This window comes from Bacillus sp. FSL R5-0603 (assembly GCF_038050295.1).
In the GTDB taxonomy this organism is placed as follows: domain Bacteria; phylum Bacillota; class Bacilli; order Bacillales; family Bacillaceae; genus Bacillus; species Bacillus subtilis.
This window is the reverse complement of sequence record NZ_JBBOYP010000001.1, coordinates 3,642,473-3,667,398: the sequence shown is the minus strand read 5'-3', so window position 1 is coordinate 3,667,398 and position 24,926 is coordinate 3,642,473. Positions and strand designations below refer to the sequence as shown.

The 24,926-nt window shown below is 45.2% G+C and carries 26 protein-coding genes; 21 read left to right on the top strand and 5 right to left on the bottom strand.

The window, feature by feature from the left end:
* Positions 1-9: 9 nt before the first annotated feature.
* Positions 10-1,206, bottom strand: a complete 1,197-nt coding sequence (gene cls / locus NYE56_RS18890) for a cardiolipin synthase (RefSeq protein WP_024571804.1) — start codon at positions 1,204-1,206, stop codon at positions 10-12.
* Positions 1,207-1,360: 154 nt separating this feature from the next.
* On the opposite strand from cls, the gene NYE56_RS18885 reads away from it, so the two are divergent.
* From NYE56_RS18885 to pyrG, 4 genes are all read left to right on the top strand, one after another.
* Complete coding sequence (locus tag NYE56_RS18885) at positions 1,361-3,478, top strand: heterodisulfide reductase-related iron-sulfur binding cluster (RefSeq protein WP_268555949.1); 2,118 nt, start codon at positions 1,361-1,363, stop codon at positions 3,476-3,478.
* Complete coding sequence (gene acdA, locus NYE56_RS18880) at positions 3,475-4,614, top strand: acyl-CoA dehydrogenase AcdA (protein ID WP_341284240.1); 1,140 nt, start codon at positions 3,475-3,477, stop codon at positions 4,612-4,614. Before NYE56_RS18885 ends, acdA begins: the two co-directional genes overlap by 4 nt.
* A 182-nt stretch (positions 4,615-4,796) precedes the next feature.
* Positions 4,797-5,318 carry a DNA-directed RNA polymerase subunit delta gene (gene rpoE / locus NYE56_RS18875; RefSeq protein ID WP_003227609.1) on the top strand — a complete coding sequence of 174 codons (522 nt, stop codon included), beginning with the start codon at positions 4,797-4,799 and terminating at the stop codon, positions 5,316-5,318.
* A 241-nt stretch (positions 5,319-5,559) separates the two neighbouring features.
* Positions 5,560-7,167 carry a glutamine hydrolyzing CTP synthase gene (pyrG, locus tag NYE56_RS18870; protein WP_003227612.1) on the top strand — a complete coding sequence of 536 codons (1,608 nt, stop codon included), beginning with the start codon at positions 5,560-5,562 and terminating at the stop codon, positions 7,165-7,167.
* 81 nt (positions 7,168-7,248) lie between these two features.
* Here pyrG and NYE56_RS18865 read toward each other — a convergent pair whose 3' ends face one another.
* On the bottom strand, positions 7,249-7,770 hold the full coding sequence (locus NYE56_RS18865; RefSeq protein WP_024572667.1) for a DUF2529 domain-containing protein: 522 nt from the start codon (positions 7,768-7,770) through the stop codon (positions 7,249-7,251).
* 165 nt (positions 7,771-7,935) lie between these two features.
* Here NYE56_RS18865 and spo0F point away from each other — a divergent pair, with 165 nt between their 5' ends.
* The 11 genes from spo0F to NYE56_RS18810 all read left to right on the top strand — a co-directional run bounded on the left by spo0F (position 7,936) and on the right by NYE56_RS18810 (position 18,483).
* On the top strand, positions 7,936-8,310 hold the full coding sequence (gene spo0F / locus NYE56_RS18860; RefSeq protein ID WP_003227621.1) for a sporulation initiation phosphotransferase Spo0F: 375 nt from the start codon (positions 7,936-7,938) through the stop codon (positions 8,308-8,310).
* Between the two features lie 180 nt (positions 8,311-8,490).
* Positions 8,491-9,348, top strand: coding sequence for a class II fructose-bisphosphate aldolase (locus NYE56_RS18855; protein ID WP_003243339.1), 858 nt, complete (start codon positions 8,491-8,493; stop codon positions 9,346-9,348).
* Between the two features lie 119 nt (positions 9,349-9,467).
* The gene (gene fsa / locus NYE56_RS18850; protein WP_003227626.1) at positions 9,468-10,106 is read left to right on the top strand and encodes a fructose-6-phosphate aldolase; all 639 of its coding nucleotides are present in this window, start codon (positions 9,468-9,470) and stop codon (positions 10,104-10,106) included.
* A 378-nt stretch (positions 10,107-10,484) separates the two neighbouring features.
* Entirely contained in the window at positions 10,485-11,774 is a 1,290-nt protein-coding gene (locus tag NYE56_RS18845; protein WP_003227628.1) for a UDP-N-acetylglucosamine 1-carboxyvinyltransferase, read from the top strand.
* Between the two features lie 30 nt (positions 11,775-11,804).
* Positions 11,805-12,770, top strand: a complete 966-nt coding sequence (gene glpX, locus NYE56_RS18840; protein ID WP_341284239.1) for a class II fructose-bisphosphatase — start codon at positions 11,805-11,807, stop codon at positions 12,768-12,770.
* A 214-nt stretch (positions 12,771-12,984) separates the two neighbouring features.
* Entirely contained in the window at positions 12,985-13,146 is a 162-nt protein-coding gene (locus NYE56_RS18835) for a hypothetical protein (RefSeq protein WP_003227632.1), read from the top strand.
* Between the two features lie 30 nt (positions 13,147-13,176).
* Positions 13,177-14,460, top strand: coding sequence for a transcription termination factor Rho (rho, locus tag NYE56_RS18830; protein WP_003221939.1), 1,284 nt, complete (start codon positions 13,177-13,179; stop codon positions 14,458-14,460).
* 118 nt (positions 14,461-14,578) lie between these two features.
* Positions 14,579-14,779 (top strand): 50S ribosomal protein L31, encoded by a 201-nt coding sequence (rpmE, locus tag NYE56_RS18825; RefSeq protein WP_003151132.1) that lies wholly within the window; start codon positions 14,579-14,581, stop codon positions 14,777-14,779.
* Between the two features lie 88 nt (positions 14,780-14,867).
* Positions 14,868-15,455, top strand: a complete 588-nt coding sequence (locus tag NYE56_RS18820; RefSeq protein WP_014478269.1) for a thymidine kinase — start codon at positions 14,868-14,870, stop codon at positions 15,453-15,455.
* A 289-nt stretch (positions 15,456-15,744) separates the two neighbouring features.
* Positions 15,745-17,442 (top strand): oxaloacetate-decarboxylating malate dehydrogenase, encoded by a 1,698-nt coding sequence (malS, locus tag NYE56_RS18815; protein WP_003244309.1) that lies wholly within the window; start codon positions 15,745-15,747, stop codon positions 17,440-17,442.
* Positions 17,443-17,523: 81 nt separating this feature from the next.
* A complete protein-coding gene (locus NYE56_RS18810; protein WP_003242497.1) occupies positions 17,524-18,483 on the top strand; it encodes an AEC family transporter in 960 nt (319 codons plus the stop codon).
* A 34-nt stretch (positions 18,484-18,517) separates the two neighbouring features.
* On the opposite strand, the gene racA is transcribed toward NYE56_RS18810, so the two are convergent.
* Together racA and gloA2 are read right to left on the bottom strand one after the other, a co-directional pair.
* On the bottom strand, positions 18,518-19,072 hold the full coding sequence (gene racA, locus NYE56_RS18805; RefSeq protein WP_160244522.1) for a chromosome-anchoring protein RacA: 555 nt from the start codon (positions 19,070-19,072) through the stop codon (positions 18,518-18,520).
* A gap of 121 nt (positions 19,073-19,193) precedes the next feature.
* Positions 19,194-19,580, bottom strand: coding sequence for an SMU1112c/YaeR family gloxylase I-like metalloprotein (gene gloA2 / locus NYE56_RS18800; protein WP_003227644.1), 387 nt, complete (start codon positions 19,578-19,580; stop codon positions 19,194-19,196).
* A gap of 125 nt (positions 19,581-19,705) precedes the next feature.
* Between gloA2 and prfA the strand changes: the two genes are divergently transcribed.
* The 3 genes from prfA to NYE56_RS18785 are packed head-to-tail and all read left to right on the top strand — an operon-like array spanning position 19,706 to position 21,991.
* A complete protein-coding gene (gene prfA, locus NYE56_RS18795) occupies positions 19,706-20,776 on the top strand; it encodes a peptide chain release factor 1 (protein ID WP_335450287.1) in 1,071 nt (356 codons plus the stop codon).
* A gap of 1 nt (position 20,777) precedes the next feature.
* Positions 20,778-21,644: a peptide chain release factor N(5)-glutamine methyltransferase gene (prmC, locus tag NYE56_RS18790; RefSeq protein WP_268555946.1), complete on the top strand. Its 867-nt coding sequence runs from the start codon at positions 20,778-20,780 to the stop codon at positions 21,642-21,644.
* A 59-nt stretch (positions 21,645-21,703) separates the two neighbouring features.
* Entirely contained in the window at positions 21,704-21,991 is a 288-nt protein-coding gene (locus NYE56_RS18785) for a DUF5316 family protein (protein WP_003244050.1), read from the top strand.
* Positions 21,992-22,007: 16 nt separating this feature from the next.
* Here the strand turns inward: NYE56_RS18785 and NYE56_RS18780 are convergent, their stop codons facing one another.
* Positions 22,008-22,370 (bottom strand): UPF0715 family protein, encoded by a 363-nt coding sequence (locus tag NYE56_RS18780; protein WP_014665730.1) that lies wholly within the window; start codon positions 22,368-22,370, stop codon positions 22,008-22,010.
* 140 nt (positions 22,371-22,510) lie between these two features.
* Between NYE56_RS18780 and spoIIR the strand changes: the two genes are divergently transcribed.
* From spoIIR to NYE56_RS18765, 3 genes are all read left to right on the top strand, one after another.
* Positions 22,511-23,185 carry a stage II sporulation protein R gene (gene spoIIR / locus NYE56_RS18775; RefSeq protein WP_268555945.1) on the top strand — a complete coding sequence of 225 codons (675 nt, stop codon included), beginning with the start codon at positions 22,511-22,513 and terminating at the stop codon, positions 23,183-23,185.
* Positions 23,186-23,251: 66 nt separating this feature from the next.
* A complete protein-coding gene (locus tag NYE56_RS18770; protein ID WP_003244265.1) occupies positions 23,252-23,695 on the top strand; it encodes a GNAT family N-acetyltransferase in 444 nt (147 codons plus the stop codon).
* 156 nt (positions 23,696-23,851) lie between these two features.
* Entirely contained in the window at positions 23,852-24,892 is a 1,041-nt protein-coding gene (locus NYE56_RS18765; protein ID WP_032727049.1) for an L-threonylcarbamoyladenylate synthase, read from the top strand.
* Positions 24,893-24,926 lie beyond the last annotated feature (34 nt).

Below are 24,926 nucleotides of genomic sequence, written 5' to 3'. Positions count from 1 at the left end.
AACTCTCCTTTATAAGAAATAAGATAATGCCCTGCCGAGCCATTCCGCCGGGCGCTGCCTGAATGTGCGCTTGCTGAAATCCTCCATCGTCAGCCGCTCCGACTTTTTCATATCCTCCTCAATCGTGGCATAGACTTCACTTGTAAACGCTTCGTCATCAATTTCGACATTCACCTCTTCATTTAAAAACAGGCTTCGTTTATCGAAGTTGGCTGTTCCGATAATGCTGAGATGGTCGTCTATGATGAGGGCTTTTACATGATAAAACCCTTGATAATAACGATAAATAAGACAGCCGGCATCCAAGAGCTCCGAATAATACGTAAAAGCCGCTTCTCGTACCAGCGGATGGTCTGATTTCATCGGTACAATGATTCTCACGGATACGCCGTTTTTTCTTGCGTTAATGAGGGCCTCTTGAAGCGGCTTTGATGGAATGTAATAAGGCGTGCAAACCGTAAGGCGATTCTTCGCTTGGGCAATATTGGCCAAGTATATGTTTTCAAGGGAATAACCGTCAGTCGCATATATCTTGTGAGAAATAGTCCCTTGCTGAAGCTTTGGCCAAACATCCGAACCCAGTTCGATTCCGGTATTTCGTTTTAGATCAGAAGCAAAAAGCGTTTGAAGATCATGTACGCCTTCTCCCATCATGCGCAGATGATAATCCTCCCAATTGCCGAACTTCGCCTTCTTTCCAAGATATTCTTCGGCGATGTTAAACCCGCCGATATAACCGATTTTTCCGTCTATCACCGTAATCTTCCGGTGATTTCGTTTTTGCATGTGAAAAAAGAAAAAAGGAAAACGGGGACGATTCATCACATGGACATGGACGCCGGCATTTTTCATCGTCTGCAGCGCCGTTTTTTTAATTGCCCGGCAGCCCGCCCAATCCAGAAGCAAATAAACGGAGACGCCAGCTTGGGCTTTTGTTTTCAGCAAGGTATACATATTGTGGCTGACCTCATCATTTTTCATAATAAAAAACATCATGTGAACAGAAGAGGCGGCCTGGCGAATATCATTCATCATCCGCTCAACGAGATCAGCGCCGCAGTGGATCAATTCGATGTCACTCTTCTTTTTTGAAAAAACAGGCTCGTACGCCTTTTTTCTGTATCCGGCACGGCCCATGAAGATATCAAGCAGAATCAAGGCAAAGAAAATAACGACAATGATCATAATCACGATAAATACCTTCATACCGGCACTCCTTTCCGTAGTAATGGTAGTGTGCCCGAACAGCAGGAATTTAATTATTGACTGAACACTCATTCATTATTTATCATAAAGATAATCTTATACAGATTCGGGGGTAGGGGATCGCGGTCTTTATCAGTAAAAAGGGGGAATTGGAATGAGCGGCTTTCTCATCGCAAATGCATTATTATTTCTGATTGTAACCGCTTACGCTGTCTATTTGTTTGTGTACTTGGTCAAAACGAGACTGGCCTACATCAAGCTCGGCCAGAAAGAACAATTTGATCAACGGTTCAAGGAACGGCTTCACGCCATATGGGTGAATGTATTCGGACAGAAAAAACTGCTCAAGGACAAGAAAAGCGGAATCATTCACGTCATGTTTTTCTACGGATTTATATTGGTTCAGTTCGGAGCAATTGACTTTATCATCAAAGGACTGGCTCCCGGCCGGAATCTGCCGCTTGGCCCGGTCTATCCCGCCTTCACCTTTTTTCAGGAAATTGTTACGTTTCTCATTTTAATTGCTGTAGGATGGGCATTTTACAGACGTTATATCGAAAAGCTCGTGAGGCTGAAACGCGGTTTCAAAGCCGGACTTGTTCTGATTTTCATCGGAGGGTTAATGCTGACTGTTCTGCTTGGGAACGGGATGAATCTGATTTGGCATGAGCATGGGCTTTCTTGGAGCGAGCCAATTGCCTCAGGTATTGCGTTTATGCTTAGCGGTGTCGGGAAAACAGGCGCGGCGGTGATTTTCTATATCGCATGGTGGATCCATCTCCTATTCTTGCTTAGCTTTTTAGTGTACGTGCCTCAGTCGAAGCATGCCCATTTAATCGCCGGCCCGGCAAACGTCTTTTTCAATAGAATGGAATCTGCCGGAAAACTGGAAAAAATTGATTTTACCGACGAAACGAAAGAAAGCTACGGAGCAGGAAAAATTGAGGATTTCAGACAGTCTCAGCTGCTTGATCTGTACGCGTGTGTCGAGTGCGGCCGCTGTACCAATATGTGTCCTGCAACAGGCACCGGAAAAATGCTTTCTCCGATGGACTTGATTTTGCGTCTCAGAGACCATCTCACGGAAAAAGGCGCTGCCGTCACCTCGCGCTCCCCATGGGTGCCCGCAGCAGCGTTTCGGCATACGAGAGGCAATCAGCTGGCTGCGGCGTCAGCGGGCAGCGGATCGCAGGAAGCCGCAGCGGCGCTTGATTACAATCCAAGCTTGATCGGCGACGTCATTACAGAGGAAGAAATTTGGGCGTGCACCACTTGCCGAAACTGTGAGGATCAATGCCCGGTCATGAATGAGCATGTGGATAAAATCATCGATCTCCGCCGCTACCTCGTACTGACAGAAGGAAAAATGGACAGTGACGCCCAGCGCGCAATGACAAGTATTGAGCGGCAGGGGAATCCGTGGGGACTCAACCGCAAGGAACGTGAAAATTGGCGTGACGAGGCGCCGGATGCTGAGATTCCGACTGTAAAAGAAATGAAAAAAGAAGGCAAAGAATTTGAGTACCTTTTCTGGGTAGGTTCCATGGGGTCTTACGACAATAGAAGCCAGAAAATCGCAATTTCCTTTGCTAAGCTGCTCAATCACGCGGGCGTGACCTTCGCGATCCTCGGCAATAAAGAAAAAAATTCAGGAGACACGCCGCGCCGCCTCGGAAATGAATTTTTGTTCCAAGAGCTGGCTGAGAAGAATATTTCTGAATTTGAAAAAAATGATGTCAAAAAAATCGTTACGATCGATCCCCATGCATACAATTTATTTAAAAACGAATATCCGGATTTCGGATTTGAAGGCGAGGTTTATCATCATACAGAAGTGCTGGCCGAGCTTGTGAAAAACGGAAAATTAAAGCCGCAGCACCCGCTTCATGAGACGATTACCTTCCATGATTCGTGCTATTTGGGCCGGTACAATGAAGTCTATGATCCGCCGAGAGAGATTTTGAAAGCTATTCCGGGCGTGCAGCTTGTTGAAATGGAGAGAAACCGGGAAACCGGCATGTGCTGCGGAGCTGGCGGGGGATTAATGTGGATGGAGGAAGAAACAGGCAACAGGATTAACGTCGCCAGGACAGAGCAAGCGCTCGCAGTCAACCCATCGGTGATCAGTTCCGGCTGTCCGTACTGTCTCACAATGCTTGGGGACGGCACAAAGGCGAAGGAAGCCGAAGATCAAGTCAAAACGTACGACGTCGTCGAGCTTCTGGCTCAATCCGTTTTAGGCGCTGATCTGAAAATGGGGGAGAAGCAATGAATTTTTCATTATCAGAAGAACATGAGATGATACGAAAATTGGTGCGCGATTTTGCGAAGCATGAGGTGGCCCCGACAGCGGCAGAACGAGACGAACAAGAACGCTTCGATCGCGAGCTGTTTCGGGAAATGGCAAATCTGGGGCTGACGGGAATTCCGTGGCCTGAAGATTACGGCGGAATCGGAAGTGACTATTTAGCCTATGTCATCGCGGTGGAGGAGCTGTCAAAAGTGTGCGCCTCCACCGGTGTGACGCTTTCCGCCCATATCTCTCTTTGCAGCTGGCCGCTGTTTGCCTTTGGGACGGAGGAGCAGAAGACAGAGTACTTAACACAGCTGGCCCTCGGAGAGAAAATCGGCGCATTCGCTTTGACCGAAGCAGGGTCTGGCTCTGACGCCGGCAGCATGAAAACAACAGCTGAACGAATCGGCGATGACTATGTGTTAAATGGTTCCAAAGTGTTTATCACAAACGGCGGCGTTGCTGATATTTACATTGTTTTTGCCGTCACCGATCCCGAGAAAAAGAAAAAAGGCATTACCGCTTTTATAGTAGAAAAGGATTTTGAAGGATTTTTTACAGGCAAGAAAGAAAAGAAGCTGGGCATCCGTTCTTCACCGACAACGGAAATCATGTTCGAAGATTGTGTGGTGCCCGCATCAAAGCGTCTCGGAGAAGAAGGAGAAGGCTTCAAAATCGCGATGAAGACGCTTGACGGAGGCAGGAACGGCATAGCTGCACAAGCCGTAGGCATCGCCCAAGGAGCGCTTGATACGGCGCTTCAATATGCAAAAGAGCGAAAGCAATTCGGAAAATCGATCGCCGAGCAGCAGGGCATCGCTTTTAAACTCGCGGATATGGCGACAATGATAGAAGCTTCAAGGCTATTGACCTATCAGGCTGCGTGGTTAGAATCATCGGGCCTTCCATATGGAAAAGCTTCCGCCATGTCCAAACTGATGGCTGGGGATACGGCGATGAAGGTGACGACCGAAGCCGTGCAGATCTTCGGCGGCTACGGCTATACAAAAGATTATCCGGTGGAACGCTATATGCGTGATGCAAAAATCACGCAAATCTATGAAGGCACTCAAGAAATTCAAAGACTGGTCATCTCCAGAATGCTCGCGGATTAACGGAAAACATCTCTCAGTCGGATCACTCTTGTAAAATTATTTAAATTAACGCTGTTAAGGGTAGCATATTCTGTTTTATTTTGTTTATAATGAGAGGTATGGTTTGTATAAGAACGATACAAAATCGCTTTCATTATTGATAAAACAGATACATATAAGTAATAGAAAGGGAGTGTCCGACCTTGGGTATCAAACAATATTCACAGGAAGAGCTAAAGGAAATGGCTTTAGTTGAAATCGCTCACGAATTATTTGAAGAACATAAAAAACCAGTTCCTTTTCAGGAGCTTTTAAATGAAATCGCATCTTTGCTCGGCGTGAAAAAAGAAGAGCTTGGAGACCGCATCGCTCAATTTTATACAGATTTAAACATTGACGGCCGCTTCCTGGCGCTTTCTGACCAGACGTGGGGGCTTCGCAGCTGGTATCCGTATGATCAGCTTGATGAAGAAACTCAGCCGACAGTCAAGGCGAAAAAGAAAAAAGCGAAGAAAGCAGTCGAAGAAGATCTTGATCTTGACGAGTTTGAAGAGATCGACGAAGACGACCTTGATTTGGATGAAGTTGAGGAAGAACTCGATCTTGAAGCCGACGATTTTGACGATGAAGATCTTGATGAAGACGACGACGATCTTGAGATCGAAGAAGATATTATTGATGAAGATGATGAAGACTATGACGATGAAGAAGAGGAAATTAAATAGTATCAGATTTCATCTTCAAAACGATCTTGACTTTCATAGTCGAACTATGTAGTATGTATTTTGGGCTCTTCAAAAACGAAGAGAGAACATAGTACGTTATGCTCCCTTTCAAGAAATTGAAAGGGAGCTTTCTTATTTTCACCCCTCATTTTTCTTATAAATCATTTAAAAGGCTAAATGATTTTTTATAAAATAGTACATTTTAAAAATGTAGCTAAGAGCGAAGAGAGGAGCAAACGAAATGACGAAATATATTTTTGTAACCGGGGGAGTTGTATCCTCACTTGGAAAGGGTATTGTAGCAGCTTCATTAGGGCGTTTGCTGAAAAACCGCGGACTGAACGTGACGATTCAGAAATTCGATCCATACATCAACGTTGACCCGGGAACAATGAGCCCGTACCAGCACGGTGAAGTATTCGTAACGGATGACGGCGCTGAAACAGACTTGGACCTTGGTCACTATGAGCGTTTTATCGACATTAACCTGAATAAATTCAGCAACGTGACAACAGGTAAAATCTATTCAACAGTTCTTAAAAAAGAACGCCGCGGAGATTACCTTGGCGGAACCGTACAGGTCATTCCGCACATCACAAACGAATTGAAAGACCGTGTTTACCGCGCAGGGAAAGAGACCAACGCAGATGTTGTTATTACAGAAATCGGCGGTACTGTCGGAGACATCGAATCACTGCCATTCCTTGAAGCGATCCGCCAAATGAAGAGCGATATCGGCCGTGAAAACGTAATGTACATCCACTGTACGCTTGTACCTTACATTAAAGCTGCTGGCGAATTAAAAACAAAACCGACACAGCACAGCGTAAAAGAATTGCGCAGCTTGGGCATTCAGCCAAACATCATCGTCGTTCGTACAGAAATGCCGATTTCTCAAGATATGAAAGATAAAATCGCGCTTTTCTGCGACATCGATACAAAAGCGGTTATTGAATGTGAAGATGCGGACAACCTTTACTCCATTCCGCTGGAGCTTCAAAAACAAGGGCTTGACAAGCTTGTTTGCGAGCACATGAAATTGGCATGCAAAGAAGCGGAAATGTCCGAATGGAAAGAGCTTGTTAACAAAGTCAGCAACCTGTCTCAAACGATTACAATCGGCCTTGTCGGCAAATACGTTGAGCTTCCTGACGCATACATTTCTGTTGTCGAGTCTCTCCGCCATGCGGGCTATGCGTTTGACACAGATGTAAAAGTGAAATGGATCAACGCGGAAGAAGTGACAGAAAACAATATCGCAGAACTCACAAGCGGAACAGACGGCATCATTGTGCCGGGCGGATTCGGAGACCGCGGTGTTGAAGGCAAAATCGTCGCGACAAAATACGCGCGCGAAAACAACATTCCGTTCTTGGGCATTTGCTTGGGCATGCAGGTGGCGTCTATTGAATACGCACGAAACGTATTGGGCTTAAAAGGTGCCCACTCAGCGGAAATTGATCCGTCAACTCAATACCCGATCATTGATCTTCTTCCTGAACAAAAGGATGTGGAGGATCTCGGGGGAACGCTTCGTCTAGGCCTTTACCCTTGTAAGCTTGAAGAAGGCACGAAAGCCTTTGAAGTGTATCAGGATGAAGTGGTGTACGAGCGCCACCGCCACCGCTATGAGTTTAACAATGAATTCAGACAGCAAATGGAAGAGCAAGGCTTCGTATTCTCAGGCACAAGCCCTGATGGACGCCTTGTTGAAATCATCGAGCTGAAAGACCACCCTTGGTTCGTGGCTTCTCAGTTCCACCCAGAGTTCAAGTCAAGACCGACAAGACCTCAGCCTCTATTCAAAGGCTTTATCGGAGCGTCTGTCGAAGCTGCAAATCAGAAGTAATAAAAAAGACTTGCCGTTTGTCAAAAGCGGGCAAGTCTTTTTTATTTGTTTCCGGCAAGTTCCAGCATGTACAATAAGATATTATGCATACTCTTGCAGAATTTCTTTTAGTGTAAACGATAAAGCGTGATAGACATACAGTGCTGTCATTAAAGAGGGAAACCCGTAACGGGTGCCGTCTTCATCCGGAACAAGCGGCATTTTTAATTTAGAATCAATATGCACATCACAATACTGTTCTATTCCCGCACTGTCTTTGGCTGCGGGCGATACGCATACGACTCCCGCACCTTTTTCATAAAGCTCTTTTGCGAGCGCCTGTTCTTCGGCTGTGCCCGTCCCTGAGCAAAACATCAGCACCCTGTCGCTTTCTGTCACTTCCTCAGCGCTTTCTGGAAAGGCTTTGACAGATGGGAAGGGTTCTTTGCTTTCGGTGGCCTCATAAAAGACGCCCTGAAGCTCATTCGCTCCGTATAAATAAATGGAATGCCCGCTGATCACCGCTTGAGCAAGCAGCCGCGCCCCATCTTCAATCGCGTCAGATTCCTTATCCTGAATGCGGGAAAAAATACCTGTTAACTGCGTCGTGAATATTTTCAACATAAGTGAATCCTCCTTTATAACGTACAATATCAGTATACAACAAAAGAGAAAATGCTCAGAAAATGTCGTAAAGTAGACTATTATAATTAAAGGAAATAGGAAAATCAAACAGAATACATACAATACTGCTTACTTTTGACGAAAATCATAATATTGGGGTGTAAAATGATGAATGAAAAAATTTTAATCGTTGATGATCAATACGGCATTCGTATTTTGCTAAATGAAGTGTTCAATAAAGAAGGCTACCAGACGTTTCAGGCTGCGAACGGCCTGCAGGCGCTTGACATTGTGACAAAAGAACGGCCCGACCTTGTGCTTTTGGACATGAAAATTCCCGGCATGGACGGAATCGAAATCTTAAAACGGATGAAGGTCATTGACGAAAACATCCGGGTCATTATCATGACGGCATACGGAGAGCTCGACATGATCCAGGAATCGAAGGAATTGGGCGCTCTGACGCACTTTGCCAAGCCGTTTGACATCGACGAAATCAGAGACGCCGTCAAAAAATATCTGCCCCTGAAGTCTAACTGACAAAAAGAAGAAACAAATGAATCATGTCATTATGTTGCCGATTTGTCGAAAAGTTGGTATCCTAGTTATGGAGAAAAAGCGATCTGAGTATTTACATATGACAGCAATATATGGGTCATGCTAGGGTGGAAAGCTTTTTTCGCTAGAAGACAATCAGGCTACATAAGGAGGACATTCGACATGCCTTTAGTTTCTATGACGGAAATGTTGAATACAGCTAAAGAAAAAGGGTACGCTGTAGGACAATTTAACTTAAACAACCTTGAGTTTACTCAAGCGATTTTACAAGCAGCTGAAGAAGAAAAATCTCCAGTGATCCTTGGTGTTTCCGAAGGTGCGGGACGCTACATGGGCGGCTTCAAAACAGTCGTTGCTATGGTAAAAGCACTTATGGAAGAGTACAAAGTGACAGTTCCTGTTGCGATTCACTTAGACCATGGTTCAAGCTTTGAATCTTGTGCGAAAGCGATTCATGCAGGTTTCACATCTGTAATGATCGACGCTTCTCACCATCCATTTGAAGAAAACGTAGCAACAACTGCTAAAGTTGTTGAGCTTGCTCATTTCCACGGAGTATCTGTAGAAGCTGAGCTTGGAACAGTAGGCGGACAAGAAGATGACGTTATCGCTGAAGGCGTAATCTACGCTGATCCTAAAGAGTGCCAAGAGCTTGTTGAGCGCACTGGCATCGACTGCCTTGCACCTGCATTAGGTTCTGTTCACGGCCCTTACAAAGGTGAGCCAAACCTTGGCTTCAAAGAAATGGAAGAGATCGGAAAATCAACTGGCCTTCCGCTAGTTCTTCATGGCGGTACTGGAATTCCGACTGCTGACATCAAAAAATCAATTTCACTTGGTACAGCTAAAATCAACGTGAATACTGAAAACCAAATTTCTTCTGCAAAAGCTGTTCGCGAAACATTGGCAGCTAAGCCTGACGAGTACGATCCACGTAAATACCTTGGACCAGCTCGTGAAGCGATCAAAGAAACAGTTATCGGTAAAATGCGTGAATTTGGTTCTTCAAACCAAGCTTAATTCAATTGGAACTTTTTATAGCCGCCTGACAGCTTGACAGGCGGTTTTCCGTCTATCTTTAGAAAGCGCAATCATATTCACAGTTCAGAAAATTTCTTAATCAGGGAGGCTTATTGAAAATGTTATTCTTTGTTGATACAGCCAATATCGATGAAATTAGAGAAGCGAATGAATTAGGAATTCTCGCCGGTGTAACGACGAATCCTAGTTTAGTAGCAAAGGAAGCTAACGTATCATTCCACGACCGTCTTCGCGAGATCACAGACGTCGTGAAAGGGTCTGTAAGCGCAGAGGTTATTTCTTTGAAAGCTGAGGAAATGATCGAGGAAGGAAAAGAACTGGCGAAGATCGCTCCGAACATTACGGTGAAAATCCCAATGACGTCTGACGGTTTAAAAGCGGTAAGAGCACTTACTGACTTAGGCATCAAAACAAACGTTACATTGATCTTCAATGCCAACCAGGCGCTTCTTGCTGCCAGAGCGGGGGCAACATATGTATCTCCATTCCTGGGACGTTTAGATGACATCGGCCACAACGGGCTTGACCTGATTTCAGAAGTTAAACAGATTTTTGACATTCACGGCCTTGACACGCAAATCATTGCAGCGTCAATCCGCCATCCGCAGCACGTGACAGAAGCTGCTCTTAGAGGGGCTCATATCGGCACAATGCCGCTGAAAGTCATTCATGCGCTCACTAAACACCCGTTAACAGACAAAGGAATCGAACAATTCCTGGCAGACTGGAACAAATAATGAAAGGGGCGGCAAACAGCTTTATGCCTGTTTGCCGCGGCCTTTGTATTTCACCGACCTGATACAGCGGATCTTCAGATGCTGACGCCGCTTTACAGAGAAGGAATCATTGGGCTGCAGAAGCTGATATCGGAATGAAGGGTATGCGTACTGCTTTTGCCGGATGACGACGATGTCTCTCGAGCCGGCGGGTCTCTGTGCATCTTTTGAAACCTGTACCCCCCAAAGCTTCGCTATTTTCTTCCTGATATTTTACAATGTGTTGTATTCTTTCTCTTCGAATTGGCTAGATTTTGGACATGAGCTTTATTTGCAGAGACAGAATAAAATGACATTTTATTTAGCTCCGCAGCTATCTTCTTATGGAAGGAGACTATCATGGAAAAGTTGAATATTGCCGGCGGTGACTCGTTAAACGGTACAGTACATATCAGCGGCGCTAAAAACAGCGCTGTTGCGTTAATACCTGCAACCATTTTGGCAAATTCCGAGGTGACAATTGAAGGGCTTCCAGAGATTTCAGATATTGAAACGCTGCGTGACCTGTTAAAGGAAATCGGTGGCAACGTGCATTTTGAGAATGGGGAAATGGTTGTTGACCCTACGTCGATGATCAGCATGCCGCTTCCTAACGGGAAAGTAAAAAAGCTTCGCGCGTCATATTATTTAATGGGGGCGATGCTCGGCCGCTTCAAGCAGGCGGTCATTGGATTGCCTGGCGGCTGTCACTTAGGGCCCCGTCCGATTGATCAGCATATCAAAGGCTTTGAAGCACTCGGAGCTGAAGTAACCAATGAACAAGGCGCCATTTATTTGCGAGCTGAAAGGCTGAGAGGCGCACGGATTTATTTAGATGTCGTAAGTGTTGGGGCAACGATTAACATTATGCTCGCCGCTGTTTTGGCAGAAGGGAAAACGATCATCGAAAACGCTGCCAAGGAGCCTGAGATCATTGACGTCGCGACATTGCTTACCAGCATGGGCGCCAAAATCAAAGGTGCGGGCACCAATGTGATTCGAATCGACGGCGTGAAGGAACTGCACGGCTGCAAGCATACGATCATTCCGGACAGAATTGAAGCCGGGACATTTATGATTGCAGGGGCTGCAATGGGCAAGGAAGTCATTATCGATAACGTCATTCCCACTCATCTAGAGTCGTTAACGGCAAAGCTGAGAGAAATGGGCTATCATATCGAAACAAGCGACGACCAGCTTCTCATTGTCGGCGGGCAGAAGAACTTAAAGCCGGTTGACGTCAAAACCCTCGTATACCCGGGGTTTCCGACTGATTTACAGCAGCCGATGACGGCGCTCCTGACAAGGGCGAAAGGGACGAGTGTCGTCACAGACACCATCTACTCGGCAAGATTCAAGCACATTGATGAGCTGAGACGAATGGGTGCCAATATGAAAGTAGAAGGCAGATCTGCCATCATCACAGGTCCTGTCGAGCTTCAAGGCGCAAAAGTGAAGGCGAGCGATCTGCGTGCCGGAGCCTGCTTGGTGGTAGCCGGACTGATGGCTGACGGCGTCACGGAAATTACGGGACTGGAGCATATTGACCGCGGATACAGCAGCCTTGAGAAGAAGCTTGAGGGGCTTGGAGCGACAATTTGGCGTGAAAGAATGACTGACGAAGAAATAGAACAGCTTCAAAATTCATAATGGTTTCTTGTGAGAGGAGATCGTGTTGAAATGGAAAGAAGTTTATCAATGGAATTGGTACGTGTAACCGAAGCTGCGGCATTGGCATCAGCAAGATGGATGGGCCGGGGGAAAAAAGATGAGGCTGATGAAGCGGCAACAAGTGCAATGAGAGACGTTTTTGATACAGTGCCGATGAAAGGGACCGTTGTAATCGGTGAAGGGGAAATGGACGAAGCGCCGATGCTGTATATCGGGGAAAAACTCGGAAACGGGTACGGCCCTCGGGTTGATGTCGCGGTTGACCCTCTTGAAGGCACAAACATCTTAGCAAGCGGCGGCTGGAACGCGCTGACGGTTATCGCGGTCGCAGACCATGGCACGCTTCTGAATGCTCCTGACATGTATATGCAAAAAATCGCAGTCGGTCCGGAAGCGGTGGGCTGCATTGACATCGAAGCACCTGTCATTGACAACCTTAAAGCGGTGGCAAAAGCGAAAAACAAGGACGTTGAGGACGTCGTTGCCACAATTTTAAACCGAGAAAGACACGAAAAAATCATTTCCGAGCTTCGTGAGGCCGGCGCCAGAATCAAATTGATCAATGACGGCGATGTCGCAGGCGCCATCAACACGGCTTTCGACCACACGGGCGTTGATATCCTGTTCGGATCAGGCGGCGCTCCCGAGGGTGTGCTTTCCGCTGTTGCGCTAAAAGCACTCGGCGGAGAAATCATTGGTAAACTTCTTTCGCAAAGCGAAGAAGAAATCACTCGCTGTCACAAAATGGGCCTTGATTTAAGCAAAGTGCTTCGCATGGAAGACCTTGTGAAGGGTGATGACGCGATTTTTGCAGCTACAGGGGTTACTGACGGCGAGCTGTTAAAAGGAGTTCAATTCAAAGGCTCTGTCGGTACAACTGAAAGCTTAGTTATCCGTGCAAAATCGGGCACTGTTCGTTTCGTTGACGGCAGACATAGCTTGAAAAAGAAACCAAATCTTGTAATCCGTCCATAACAAACAGAAAAAGCGGGTGTGAGCCCGCTTTAACTTTTGCAGAAAAGCGTCAACTCTATCAATTCCGTGTCAAAACCTTATTTCAGTTGAATAATTTTTTGAAATAAGGTAAAAATAAAGAGTGCTGCGAATTTTACTGCGTAATACCTTCTTTTAAGCACTAGGAAAGTTTCAATTTCTACCGCATACAGACGATATAAGTATTGATCTTCTCATGTTTTTGTCCTCGCTTCCTTCAAAACTCATTAAGACAATCCTTTTAACAAAAGCGCCGATCATGGGTGGAAGTGTTACCGATAGAAGTTCCTTTATGTTAAAAAAAGAATGTGCTTTGGCGGATGTTGTGCAAAAGCAGCAGATGACATGTTCAGAGTAAGATATTGACTATGAAAAGCGTGGTGTTTTTATGAAAGACGTATCTATTTCCTCTTTGGAAAATATGAAATTGAAAGAGCTTTATGAACTTGCAAGACATTATAAAATCTCCTATTACAGCAAACTGACAAAAAAAGAACTCATTTTCGCCATTCTGAAAGCGAATGCAGAACAGGAAGATCTGCTGTTTATGGAAGGCGTTCTTGAGATCATCCAGTCTGAAGGTTTCGGCTTCCTGAGACCGATCAACTACTCTCCAAGCTCAGAAGACATTTACATCTCAGCTTCACAAATCCGCCGTTTCGATTTGCGGAACGGAGACAAAGTATCAGGCAAGGTTCGCCCGCCAAAAGAAAATGAGCGTTACTATGGACTTTTGCACGTTGAAGCAGTAAATGGGGATGATCCCGAATCTGCAAAAGAGCGTGTGCATTTCCCGGCTCTTACGCCACTTTATCCAGATCGCCAAATGGTGCTTGAAACAAAGCCGAACTTCTTGTCTACAAGAATTATGGACATGATGGCGCCGGTTGGATTTGGACAGCGCGGATTGATTGTTGCGCCGCCGAAAGCCGGAAAAACGATGCTGCTGAAGGAAATTGCCAACAGCATTACAGCGAACCAGCCTGAAGCAGAGCTGATCGTGCTTTTAATTGACGAAAGACCTGAGGAAGTAACCGATATCGAGCGCTCTGTAGCTGGGGATGTCGTCAGCTCAACGTTTGATGAAGTGCCGGAAAACCATATCAAAGTGGCCGAGCTTGTGCTTGAACGTGCGATGCGTCTCGTGGAACACAAAAAAGACGTCATTATCCTGATGGACAGCATCACACGGCTTGCCCGCGCCTACAACTTAGTGATTCCGCCGAGCGGAAGAACGCTTTCCGGGGGGATTGACCCAGCGGCGTTCCACCGTCCGAAACGCTTCTTTGGGGCTGCGAGAAATATCGAAGAGGGCGGCAGCTTAACCATCCTTGCTACGGCTCTGGTTGATACAGGTTCACGTATGGATGATGTCATTTATGAAGAATTCAAGGGAACAGGCAACATGGAACTCCATCTTGACCGCTCTCTTGCCGAGCGCCGCATCTTCCCTGCCATCGATATCCGCCGTTCAGGAACGCGCAAAGAAGAACTGCTTGTGCCTAAAGAGCATCTTGATCGTTTATGGTCTATCCGCAAAACGATGTCTGATTCACCTGATTTCGCAGAAAAGTTCATGAGAAAAATGAAAAAAACCAAAACAAACCAGGAATTTTTCGATATTCTCAATCAAGAATGGAAACAGGCAAATCTATCATCCGCAAGAAGGTAAATTGTATTTGCAAAAGAAGTAAATCACTGATATAATTTTCTCATATGCGTTTCGGACAATGCTCCGAAATAATAACTCTGTTTCCACACGGGATTCAGGGCGGAAGGAGATGGATACAATGAAAGCAGGAATTCATCCTAATTTCAAAAAAGCAACAGTTAAATGCGCTTGCGGAAATGAATTTGAAACAGGCTCAGTAAAAGAAGAGGTACGCGTTGAGATTTGCTCTGAATGCCACCCATTCTACACTGGCCGTCAAAAATTCGCTTCTGCTGATGGTCGTGTTGATCGCTTTAACAAAAAATACGGTCTTAAGTAATAATAGATTTCTCAACAGGCAAGCAGCAGTCTTGCCTGTTTTTTATATTGTCTAAAACACAGCTGGCAGAGAGAGGGGAGCGAAGCCTATGTACATAATGAAACAAAGCGGGTGGCTTGAGCTGATTTGCGGCAGCATGTTCTCGGGGAAATCTGAAGAGCTGATCAGAAGAGTGAAGAGAGCAACTTATGCCAAGCAGGAAGTCAGGGTATTTAAGCCTGTAATTGATAACCGATACAGCGAAGCTGCTGTTGTCTCCCATAATGGAACATCGATGACGAGCTATGCCATTTCGTCTGCTGCGGACATTTGGGATCACATCAGTGAAAGTACAGATGTGATTGCGGTTGATGAAGTGCAGTTTTTTGATCAGGAAATTGTTGAGGTTTTATCATCTCTTGCCGATAAAGGCTACCGTGTGATAGCAGCAGGCCTTGATATGGATTTTAGGGGAGAGCCGTTCGGTGTCGTCCCGAATATCATGGCGATTGCGGAAAGTGTGACAAAGCTGCAAGCCGTCTGTTCTGTTTGCGGATCACCGGCGAGCAGAACACAGCGCCTCATTGACGGCAAACCTGCTTCTTACGATGATCCGGTCATTTTGGTTGGTGCATCTGAATCATATGAAGCAAGATGCAGACATCATCACGAAGTCCCAGGTAAATCTAAAAAATAGTCCAAAACATGGGTATAAAGATAGAATGCACCGGCTAAAAACACCGGTGTTTTTTTTATATTCTGATAATATGCAATTAAAAAATTTAAATAAGTATATTAAAAAATTAAGTAATTTTCTTCCCTTGAATTTTGATTTTGACAGGCATACAATAGCTTACGTAATGTAAATAGTTTTGAGACATTGTTCGAATAATTGTCACAAAGTCGCATAAAGATCATGATCGGTCATATTTTAGATGGGTTATTACTTAACTTGGTTAACTATTTCAAGAAAGAAGGAGATTTGCTTGAATAACATAAAAAAAACGAAAGAAGGCCACTTAGAAACAACTCTTAGAGGAAAAGAAGTTTTATCTATTCCTACTTTAAATAAAGGCGTTGCTTTTTCACTAGAAGAAAGACAAGAACTCGGCTTAGAAGGGCTTCTGCCGCCAACTGTACTTTCTCTTGATCAACAAGCACAACGCGCGTACGAGCAATTCCAAGCGCAGCCTGACCGCCTTCGTCAAAATGTTTACTTAAGTGATCTTGCAAACCGCAATGAAGTTCTTTTCTATAAATTGCTGAAAAACCATCTTCGCGAAATGCTTCCTGTTGTGTACACGCCAACAGTTGGTGAAGCGATTCAGGAATACAGCCATGAATATAGAAGACCTCAAGGAATCTATTTGTCAATCGATAACATTGACGGTATTGAAAAAGCGTTTGAAAACCTTCATGCGACAGCAGGCGATATTGATCTTATCGTTGCTACTGACTCCGAAAGCATTCTCGGTATCGGTGACTGGGGTGTAGGCGGTATTAATATCGCAATCGGTAAATTGGCTGTTTACACTGCTGCAGCTGGTATTGACCCTAGCCGTGTTATCCCGGTTGTGCTTGATGTCGGTACGAACAACGAAAAACTTCTAAACGATCCTTTATATATTGGTAACAAGCATGAACGTGTTCAAGGTGAACGCTACGAAGCTTTCATTGACGCTTATGTAAAAGCTGCATTGAAATTCTTCCCTAAAGCGCTTCTTCACTGGGAAGACCTTGGCAACAAAAATGCACGCAACATCATGAAAAAATACAATCATGAAATCCTGACATTTAATGATGATATTCAAGGTACTGGAGCGATTACACTTGCAGGTGTGCTTGCCGCTATGAAGAAAACCGGCGCTTCTATTAAAGATCAGCGTGTTGTTATCTTCGGTGCTGGTTCTGCTGGTATCGGTATTGCTGACCAAATCCGTGACACAATGGTGCTAGCCGGATTATCTGAAGAAGAAGCTAACAAACGTTTCTACACACTTGATTACAGAGGCTTGCTGACTGAAGACATCGAAGGCATCCTTGATTTCCAAAAACCTTACCTTCGCAATGCGGATGAAGTGAAAGACTGGAAGCGCGATGAAAAAGGTCAAATTCCATTCGATGAAGTGGTTCGTCAAGCGAAACCAACAATCTTGATTGGTACTTCAGGGGTTTCAGGTGCATTCACAGAGGAAATTGTAAAAGAAATGGCATCTCACGTAGACCGTCCGGTTATCATGCCGATGTCTAACCCGACTCACCTTGCTGAAGCTGTTCCTGAAGATCTGTTCAAATGGACTGACGGAAAAGTGCTTATTGCAACAGGAAGCCCATTTGACAATGTAGAATACAACGGTGTTTCTTATGAAATCGGACAATCTAACAACGCATTCGCGTTCCCTGGCCTTGGACTTGGTTCAATTGTAGCTGAAGCGCGTATCATTACACCTGCTATGTTTGCTGCAACTGCTGATGCGATTGCTGAAATGGTTGATCTTGAAACACCTGGAGCAGGATTGCTTCCAAGCATTGATAAGCTTCAAGAGGTTTCTATCCAAGTTGCGATTGCCGTTGCTGAAGCAGCAATTAAAGATGGCGTGGCAAATCGTCAGCCTGAAGATGTGAAACAAGCGGTACTTGATGCAATGTGGACACCTGAATACAAAAAAGTCATCGCGAAATAATTAGCGAGTAAATTTTTTCGTCCGAGGGAAAGCTTTTTTTAAAGCTAAAGTATACGGACATAGGATTTGGAGGAGAATATTTTGAGCATCTTAGATATCTTAATCCTCCTGGCGCCGATTTTCTTTGTTATCGTGCTGGGTTGGTTTGCAGGACATTTTGGAAGTTATGATGCCAAGTCGGCAAAAGGGGTAAGTACGTTAGTAACGAAATACGCACTTCCAGCTCACTTTATCGCTGGTATTTTGACAACTTCCAGAAGTGAATTTTTATCACAAGTACCTTTAATGATTTCTTTAATTATTGGGATTGTTGGTTTCTATATCATCATTCTTTTGGTTTGCAGATTTATATTCAAGTATGATTTAACGAACTCATCTGTATTTTCTTTGAACTCTGCACAGCCGACATTCGCATTTATGGGTATCCCGGTATTGGGAAGCTTATTCGGAGCGAATGAAGTTGCGATTCCGATCGCGGTCACAGGTATCGTGGTTAACGCGATTCTTGATCCGCTCGCGATCATTATCGCTACTGTTGGTGAGTCTTCTAAGAAAAACGAAGAGAGTGGCGACAGCTTCTGGAAGATGACAGGGAAATCAATCCTGCATGGTCTTTGTGAGCCTCTTGCAGCTGCTCCGTTAATCAGTATGATCTTGGTGCTGGTTTTCAATTTCACTCTTCCTGAGCTGGGTGTTAAAATGCTTGATCAGCTTGGAAGCACAACATCTGGTGTTGCTCTTTTTGCTGTCGGTGTTACCGTTGGTATTCGTAAAATTAAACTCAGTATGCCGGCTATCGGTATTGCGTTACTAAAAGTTGCGGTTCAGCCTGCATTAATGTTCCTGATCGCTCTTGCTATCGGACTTCCGGCTGACCAAACAACAAAAGCAATCCTTCTTGTTGCATTCCCTGGTTCTGCCGTTGCAGCCATGATTGCGACTCGTTTCGAGAAACAAGAAGAAGAAACTGCAACTGCGTTTGTGGTCAGTGCGATTCTGTCATTGATTTCACTTCCAATCATTATCGCGCTTACTGCGTAACAAAAAAAGCTCCCTTTACGGGGAGCTTTTTGCTTTAGGTTTGAAATTTGAACAGTGACAGCAGCGGTTTTTTTCTTGTTTTGGTTTTTTCAGAAGCAGCAGCGGTCTCGGGGATCGGCTGAGCGGTGAATTCTTTCATTTGTGAGGTCAGTGATTGCAGATCTGCAAGAATATCATCGATTTCTCTGCGGTGCTGAAGCAGCTGGTAAGATACACCTTCATCAGCTTTTTGTTTCAGCTGGCGTTCCAGTTCCGACAACCTTGCCATCAATTCGCTTTCGTCCTGCTTTTGCTGTAAAAGGGTGTCCAGCTTTTGTTCAAGCTGCTCGATTCTTCGTTCAGTGTCGCTATTTGTTTTTTGGACAAGGAAGCCTGTGCGCTTTTTAGCGCTTTTCGGCAGATGAATATCCTGAATCGCCGTGCCTTCAGAGATTTGTTTTTGAACGGATTTTAGAACCTTCACGTCTTCTGCCGTGAACGAATAGTGTCCGAGCTCATTGCGTTCGGCCGGAAGATTCAGCTGCTTCACCCACCGCTGCACCGTTTTTGCGGAGACGCCGAGTTCACTTGCTACCATATTTGTATTCATGATCCCATACCTCCTTTTAAGCTAGGTATTCGACCATAGAATGAGGTTCCCTTCCCGTTAGACAAAACAAGAAAAGATTCGGCAAAGAAAGTGGGTATCTCCTTTTTTTCTTCAAAAACTGTTATTGTTCATACAGCTCTAATGGAAGTTGGTCAGGATCAAAAAAGAAGGTGAATCGCTTGCCGGTCAGCGGATCTGTTCTGATTGGCTCTGTTTCGATTCCTTTTTCATGAAGCTCCTGGACTGCTTTATCCAAGCTGCCGACTGTAAAGGCGAGGTGGCGCAGGCCTGCGGCTTCAGGCCGGGTTTGTCGTTCGGGCGGATCGGGAAACGAGAACAGCTCAATGACATATGAGCCGTTAAGCGACAAATCAAGCTTATAGGAGCCGCGCTCTTCGCGGTACGTTTCTTGAATCACCTGAAAACCAAGCTTATGTACGTAGAAAGCTTTCGACTTTTCATAATCTGAACATATGATTGCAATATGATGTATGGATTTCAGCAACATCATCCCTCCTCGAATTCCAGTATAGCAGAGGGGGCTTTTACAGCTGGGATTGAAATGCTTTTGACTGGGGTTAATCACTATACTATAATGAGAATGTTACGCACAGGAAAACAGAGGTGAAGACCGTGTTAGACCGTTTAAAATCAATTGAAGAACGATACGAAAAATTAAATGAGCTTTTAAGCGATCCAGAAGTAGTCAACGATCCGAAAAAGCTAAGAGAATATTCAAAAGAGCAATCTGATATACAAGAAACAGTTGACGTATATAGACAATACAGAGATGCGTCAGAACAGCTGGCTGATGCAAAAGCGATGCTTGAAGAGAAGCTGGATGCTGAGATGCGCGACATGGTGAAGGAAGAGATTTCTGAACTTCAGAAGGAAACGGAAACACTGTCCGAACGCCTGAAGGTGCTCCTGATCCCGAAAGATCCTAATGACGATAAAAACGTTATCATGGAGATCCGTGGGGCTGCGGGAGGCGAGGAAGCCGCTTTATTCGCGGGTAACCTGTACAGAATGTATTCCCGTTATGCCGAGCTTCAGGGCTGGAAGACAGAGGTCATGGAAGCGAATGTAACCGGAACGGGCGGCTACAAAGAGATCATCTTTATGATTACGGGAAGCGGCGCGTATTCTAAACTCAAATATGAAAACGGCGCCCACCGCGTACAGCGTGTTCCGGAAACAGAATCAGGCGGACGCATCCATACATCCACTGCAACAGTAGCATGTCTTCCTGAGGCAGAAGAGGTAGAGGTTGACATCCATGAGAAGGATATCCGTGTCGATACGTTTGCTTCAAGCGGACCGGGCGGACAAAGCGTTAACACAACAATGTCTGCGGTTCGTCTGACTCACTTGCCGACAGGTGTTGTTGTATCATGCCAGGATGAAAAATCTCAAATTAAGAACAAAGAAAAAGCAATGAAGGTTCTCCGTGCCAGAATCTATGATAAATTTCAGCAGGAAGCTCAGGCTGAATATGATCAAACACGGAAATCAGCAGTCGGATCTGGTGACCGCTCTGAACGTATCCGCACATACAACTTCCCGCAAAACCGTGTGACGGATCACAGAATCGGTTTGACGATTCAAAAGCTTGATCAGATTCTTGAAGGAAAACTTGACGAAGTGGTTGAAGCGCTGATTGTTGAAGATCAGGCAAGCAAGCTTCAGCAGTCGGAAAGTTAAGATGAAGACGATATTCGAAGCCCTGAAATGGGCTTCTTCTTATTTAACCGAAGCGGGAAGAGAAGAAAATGCTGCCGAGCTCCTATTGCTTTATGATACCGGAATGGAGAGAAGCAAACTGCTCGCAAGCTTACAGGAACCGATTGGTGAAGACGAGCTGTATCGCTTTAAGCGTCACGTTGAGATGCATAAAGAGGGCGTGCCGGTTCAATACATTATAGGAAAAGAGTTTTTTTATGGACGGGAATTTATGGTGAATGATGATGTGCTGATCCCGCGGCCGGAAACTGAAGAAGTTGTCTGTCATTTGCTTGAAAAATATCGGAGTGTCTTTTCTGAAGACGGCAAGCTTGAAGTTGTTGACGTTGGTACAGGGAGCGGCGCAATAGCCGTCACGCTTGCGCTTGAAAACCAAAGCTTTTCTGTGTCGGCGGTCGATATTTCGAAAGAGGCGCTGCAAGTCGCCTCTGCCAATGCAGAACAACTCGGAGCAAATGTGCGCTTTTATCAGGGCGATCTGCTTGAGCCTTTTATTAAGGCGGGAAAAAAAGCGGATATCATTGTCTCAAACCCGCCATATATATCAGAGGAAGAAATGGCTGATCTATCGGAAATTGTCCGTTTTCATGAGCCGCTGCACGCGCTCACCGATGGCGGAGACGGGCTGAAATTTTATAAGCGGTTTATGGAAGACATTCCGCTTGTCATGAAGGATAAAGTATTTGTCGTTTTTGAAATCGGCTGGAAACAGGGAGCGGCGGTCAAAGACCTGATCCTCAAGGCGTTTAAGGGAGCGGAAGTGGAAGTGCTGAAAGATATTAATGGAAAAGACAGAACCATATGCGCTCTGATTCATAAAAATAAATAAGCAGCTTGCTGGCGAGTGAATGGATCAAGCTGTTTAACACCAGCAAAGGGGATGTAAACATGAAAAAGGCCCTGACAGCAGGAATCCTGCTCATTGCGATTGAGAGCATGATTGGCACCATTTTTCCGCAGGCTCTTTCATATGAAGCGATTTTTGGCGTTGCGTCTCTCGTTTTAGTGGGGCTCGCGATCATTACATCGGGTTTGGCTGTAAGCGGAAGCGATCAGCGGGCAAACTACCATTCAGAAACCAAAGAAGGCCGTACATCTCGCATGAAAATGGCGGCCGCTTTCTTTGTTGCGGCGATACCTTCCATTCTATGTTATTTGCTGACGATTTTGTTTTAATAAAAAAGGAAGCCTCTTAGGCTTCCTTTTTTTGCAGTAAAACAGAGTCCCATATCCAATAGATAAGAGCTGTTAATACAGCGAAAAGATAGAAGGCTGTATTTTGAAACAAAGATTGTCCCGAAGGCTGAAGCACGCCGAAAATGATCGCGTTGGCAATAAAAGCAGCGACAAGGTAATACAGCAGATACAAAGGGCTGAACCGTTTCGGCTTTTTATTCATCATGATTTGAAGCGGCAGTGCGAAGATCAAATAAGGAAACAGAAAATAAAATGCCATTGTGATGAGAGCGGCAATGATAAATGAATGAATATAAATTACTGAATAAAGAACGGACATCGTGAATGCTGATAACAGCACTGTATAATTGTATTTCATCTTAAACCTCCTAAAACACTATCGTACCATAAATAAGATTAACAGCTTGCTAGATTTTTTTCACCCTGCACGTTTACCCCCGGCTCTCCTTGTCCATAATAGGGCTAGAAACAAAGCGCGGAGAGGAACGGTGGGGACCGATGAAAAAAACAGTAATCATTTGTATATATATCTTTCTTTTATTATCTGGAGCGCTCGTAGGGCTGGCAAAAGAAGAGACGGCACAAAAATCGGAAAATCAGCCGGTGGTCATACCGGATCAGGCGATTCGTTTGAGAATATTGGCAAACAGCGATAGTGATCAAGACCAGCAATTAAAACGTCATATAAGAGACGCGGTGAATAAAGAAATCACAACTTGGGTAAAGGATATTACTTCTATTGAAGAAGCGCGTCGCGTGATTCGTTCAAAGCTGCCTGAAATCAAAGCAATTGCAAAGGAAGCAATGGAGAAAGAAGGAGCGAATCAGTCGATATCCGTTGATTTTGACAAAATCTCGTTTCCGACAAAGCTTTACGGCAACATGGTATATCCTGCCGGTGAGTATGAAGCGATTTTGATTACGCTTGGAAACGGAGACGGCGCCAACTGGTGGTGTGTGCTGTTCCCGCCCCTCTGCTTTCTCGATTTTTCTAACGGGGAAGCCGTCAAAGAACAAGAAGATAAAGAAGCCTCAAAAAAGCAGACTGAAAAAGTGCTTGAGGACGTAACCGCTAAAGCGGAAAAAGCAAAAAAAGAAGAGAACGAAGAAAAAGAAGACGGCACAGAAGTGAAATTCTTTTTAGTCGAATGGATTTCCGACCTTTTTTCCTAATCATCTGGTCTAAAAATAGATTTGCCTCATAGATTGGAAGAAAGAACGCAAAAACGGGGTGAACGGATGTTTTATCAACTGCGGGTGGCAAGGGAAAAAGACGGAGATGTGCTCGAGGCATTTTTAAAACAGGCAAAAACCAGCTATGAAGGCGTGAAAGAAGGCTTCACTCAATTTCTTATGCTGGAGGACAGTGAGAAAAACATTGCCGGATGCCTCGGTATTGAAAAAATAAGCTGTGACCAGGGGCTGCTGCGATCACTTGTCATATCGGACAAGCTTCACCAAGGCCACATCGTCACGCTTTTTCAAAGCATGGAGGTGCTGTGCGAAAAGCATCAGATCAAAACCGTGTACCTAGTAGCAAATCAGCATTCCTCTGCGGACTTTCTGACGGCCATGGGTTTTGAAAGAGCTGAGAGTGTACCGGAGGAGCTGTTTTCTTCTGATCACTTCTGTGAATCGCGGCAAACAGAAGGAGCCGTTTTGATGAAAAAAGCGTCTGGATAAGTGCAGTTTATACACATACTTATCCACTTCTTTATTAGCGTTGTCCACAATTTGTGGATAACGCTTGTTTTATTACAGGACATCTTTTATACTTTCAAAAGGATTACACGCGTAAAACAATCGTTTTATTGTTGTGAATAAGGAGTTTGGTCAGAAATGAAAACGAAAAGATGGTTTGTGGATGTAACTGACGAGTTATCCACAAATGATCCACAAATTGCACAAGCAGCCGCTTTGCTCCGAGAAAATGAGGTCGTTGCCTTTCCGACAGAAACAGTATATGGCCTAGGCGCAAACGCAAAAAATACGGATGCCGTCAAAAAAATATATGAGGCGAAAGGGCGGCCGAGCGATAATCCCCTGATTGTCCACATTGCGGATATCAGCCAGCTTGAGGATTTAACGGGCCCGGCGCCGGAAAAGGCGAAAACATTGATGAAACGGTTTTGGCCGGGAGCACTTACGCTCATTCTGCCTTGCAAACCTGATGCGCTTTCACCTCGTGTAACGGCAGGTCTTGAAACGGTTGCCATTAGAATGCCGGATCATCCGCTTGCCCTTGCATTGATTCGCGAATCGGGACTGCCGATTGCAGCACCGAGCGCCAATCTATCAGGCAAGCCAAGTCCCACAAAAGCAGAGCATGTGGCTCACGACTTGGATGGCCGCATAGCCGGTATTATGGATGGAGGCCCTACCGGAATCGGGGTCGAATCAACCGTGCTTTCATGTGCGGACGACATCCCTGTTCTCTTGCGTCCTGGCGGCATTACGAAGGAACAAATTGAAGCGGTGATCGGGCCGATCCATGTGGATAAAGGGCTCAGCGACCAAAACGTGAAGCCGATTTCTCCAGGGATGAAATATACACATTATGCGCCGACAGCGCCTCTGGCCATTTGCGAAGGCAGCCCAGAGCGCATTCAGCACCTCATTCAAGAATATCAACAGGGCGGAAGACGGGTCGGCGTCCTGACGACAGAAGAAAACGCGGGCGTTTATTCCGCTGATTATGTGAAGAGCTGCGGAAGACGGGCTCAGCTTGAGACTGTTGCGGCAGGGCTGTATGATGCTTTGCGCAGCTTTGATGAGAATAAGGTGGATTTCATTATAGCGGAATCCTTTCCGGATACAGGTGTCGGTCTTGCTATTATGAACAGGCTGATGAAAGCTGCCGGAGGAAGAGTGATTCGCTGAAAGCAGTCAGATGTTCTAACCCTTTTTGGACACG

Excerpts from the sequence above, each read along its gene's own strand:
- NYE56_RS18820 (WP_014478269.1), top strand. The coding sequence starts at position 14,868 with ATGTACATAATGAAACAAAGCGGGTGGCTTGAGCTGATTTGCGGCAGC.
- NYE56_RS18780 (WP_014665730.1), bottom strand. The coding sequence starts at position 22,370 with ATGAAATACAATTATACAGTGCTGTTATCAGCATTCACGATGTCCGTT.
- pyrG (WP_003227612.1), top strand. The coding sequence starts at position 5,560 with ATGACGAAATATATTTTTGTAACCGGGGGAGTTGTATCCTCACTTGGA.
- NYE56_RS18845 (WP_003227628.1), top strand. The coding sequence starts at position 10,485 with ATGGAAAAGTTGAATATTGCCGGCGGTGACTCGTTAAACGGTACAGTA.
- rho (WP_003221939.1), top strand. The coding sequence starts at position 13,177 with ATGAAAGACGTATCTATTTCCTCTTTGGAAAATATGAAATTGAAAGAG.
- gloA2 (WP_003227644.1), bottom strand. The coding sequence starts at position 19,580 with ATGTTGCTGAAATCCATACATCATATTGCAATCATATGTTCAGATTAT.
- NYE56_RS18835 (WP_003227632.1), top strand. The coding sequence starts at position 12,985 with ATGTTTTTGTCCTCGCTTCCTTCAAAACTCATTAAGACAATCCTTTTA.
- spo0F (WP_003227621.1), top strand. The coding sequence starts at position 7,936 with ATGATGAATGAAAAAATTTTAATCGTTGATGATCAATACGGCATTCGT.
- glpX (WP_341284239.1), top strand. The coding sequence starts at position 11,805 with ATGGAAAGAAGTTTATCAATGGAATTGGTACGTGTAACCGAAGCTGCG.
- prmC (WP_268555946.1), top strand. The coding sequence starts at position 20,778 with ATGAAGACGATATTCGAAGCCCTGAAATGGGCTTCTTCTTATTTAACC.
- fsa (WP_003227626.1), top strand. The coding sequence starts at position 9,468 with ATGTTATTCTTTGTTGATACAGCCAATATCGATGAAATTAGAGAAGCG.
- cls (WP_024571804.1), bottom strand. The coding sequence starts at position 1,206 with ATGAAGGTATTTATCGTGATTATGATCATTGTCGTTATTTTCTTTGCC.
- spoIIR (WP_268555945.1), top strand. The coding sequence starts at position 22,511 with ATGAAAAAAACAGTAATCATTTGTATATATATCTTTCTTTTATTATCT.
- acdA (WP_341284240.1), top strand. The coding sequence starts at position 3,475 with ATGAATTTTTCATTATCAGAAGAACATGAGATGATACGAAAATTGGTG.
- rpmE (WP_003151132.1), top strand. The coding sequence starts at position 14,579 with ATGAAAGCAGGAATTCATCCTAATTTCAAAAAAGCAACAGTTAAATGC.
- racA (WP_160244522.1), bottom strand. The coding sequence starts at position 19,072 with ATGAATACAAATATGGTAGCAAGTGAACTCGGCGTCTCCGCAAAAACG.
- NYE56_RS18770 (WP_003244265.1), top strand. The coding sequence starts at position 23,252 with ATGTTTTATCAACTGCGGGTGGCAAGGGAAAAAGACGGAGATGTGCTC.
- NYE56_RS18785 (WP_003244050.1), top strand. The coding sequence starts at position 21,704 with ATGAAAAAGGCCCTGACAGCAGGAATCCTGCTCATTGCGATTGAGAGC.
- NYE56_RS18765 (WP_032727049.1), top strand. The coding sequence starts at position 23,852 with ATGAAAACGAAAAGATGGTTTGTGGATGTAACTGACGAGTTATCCACA.
- NYE56_RS18885 (WP_268555949.1), top strand. The coding sequence starts at position 1,361 with ATGAGCGGCTTTCTCATCGCAAATGCATTATTATTTCTGATTGTAACC.
- NYE56_RS18865 (WP_024572667.1), bottom strand. The coding sequence starts at position 7,770 with ATGTTGAAAATATTCACGACGCAGTTAACAGGTATTTTTTCCCGCATT.
- NYE56_RS18855 (WP_003243339.1), top strand. The coding sequence starts at position 8,491 with ATGCCTTTAGTTTCTATGACGGAAATGTTGAATACAGCTAAAGAAAAA.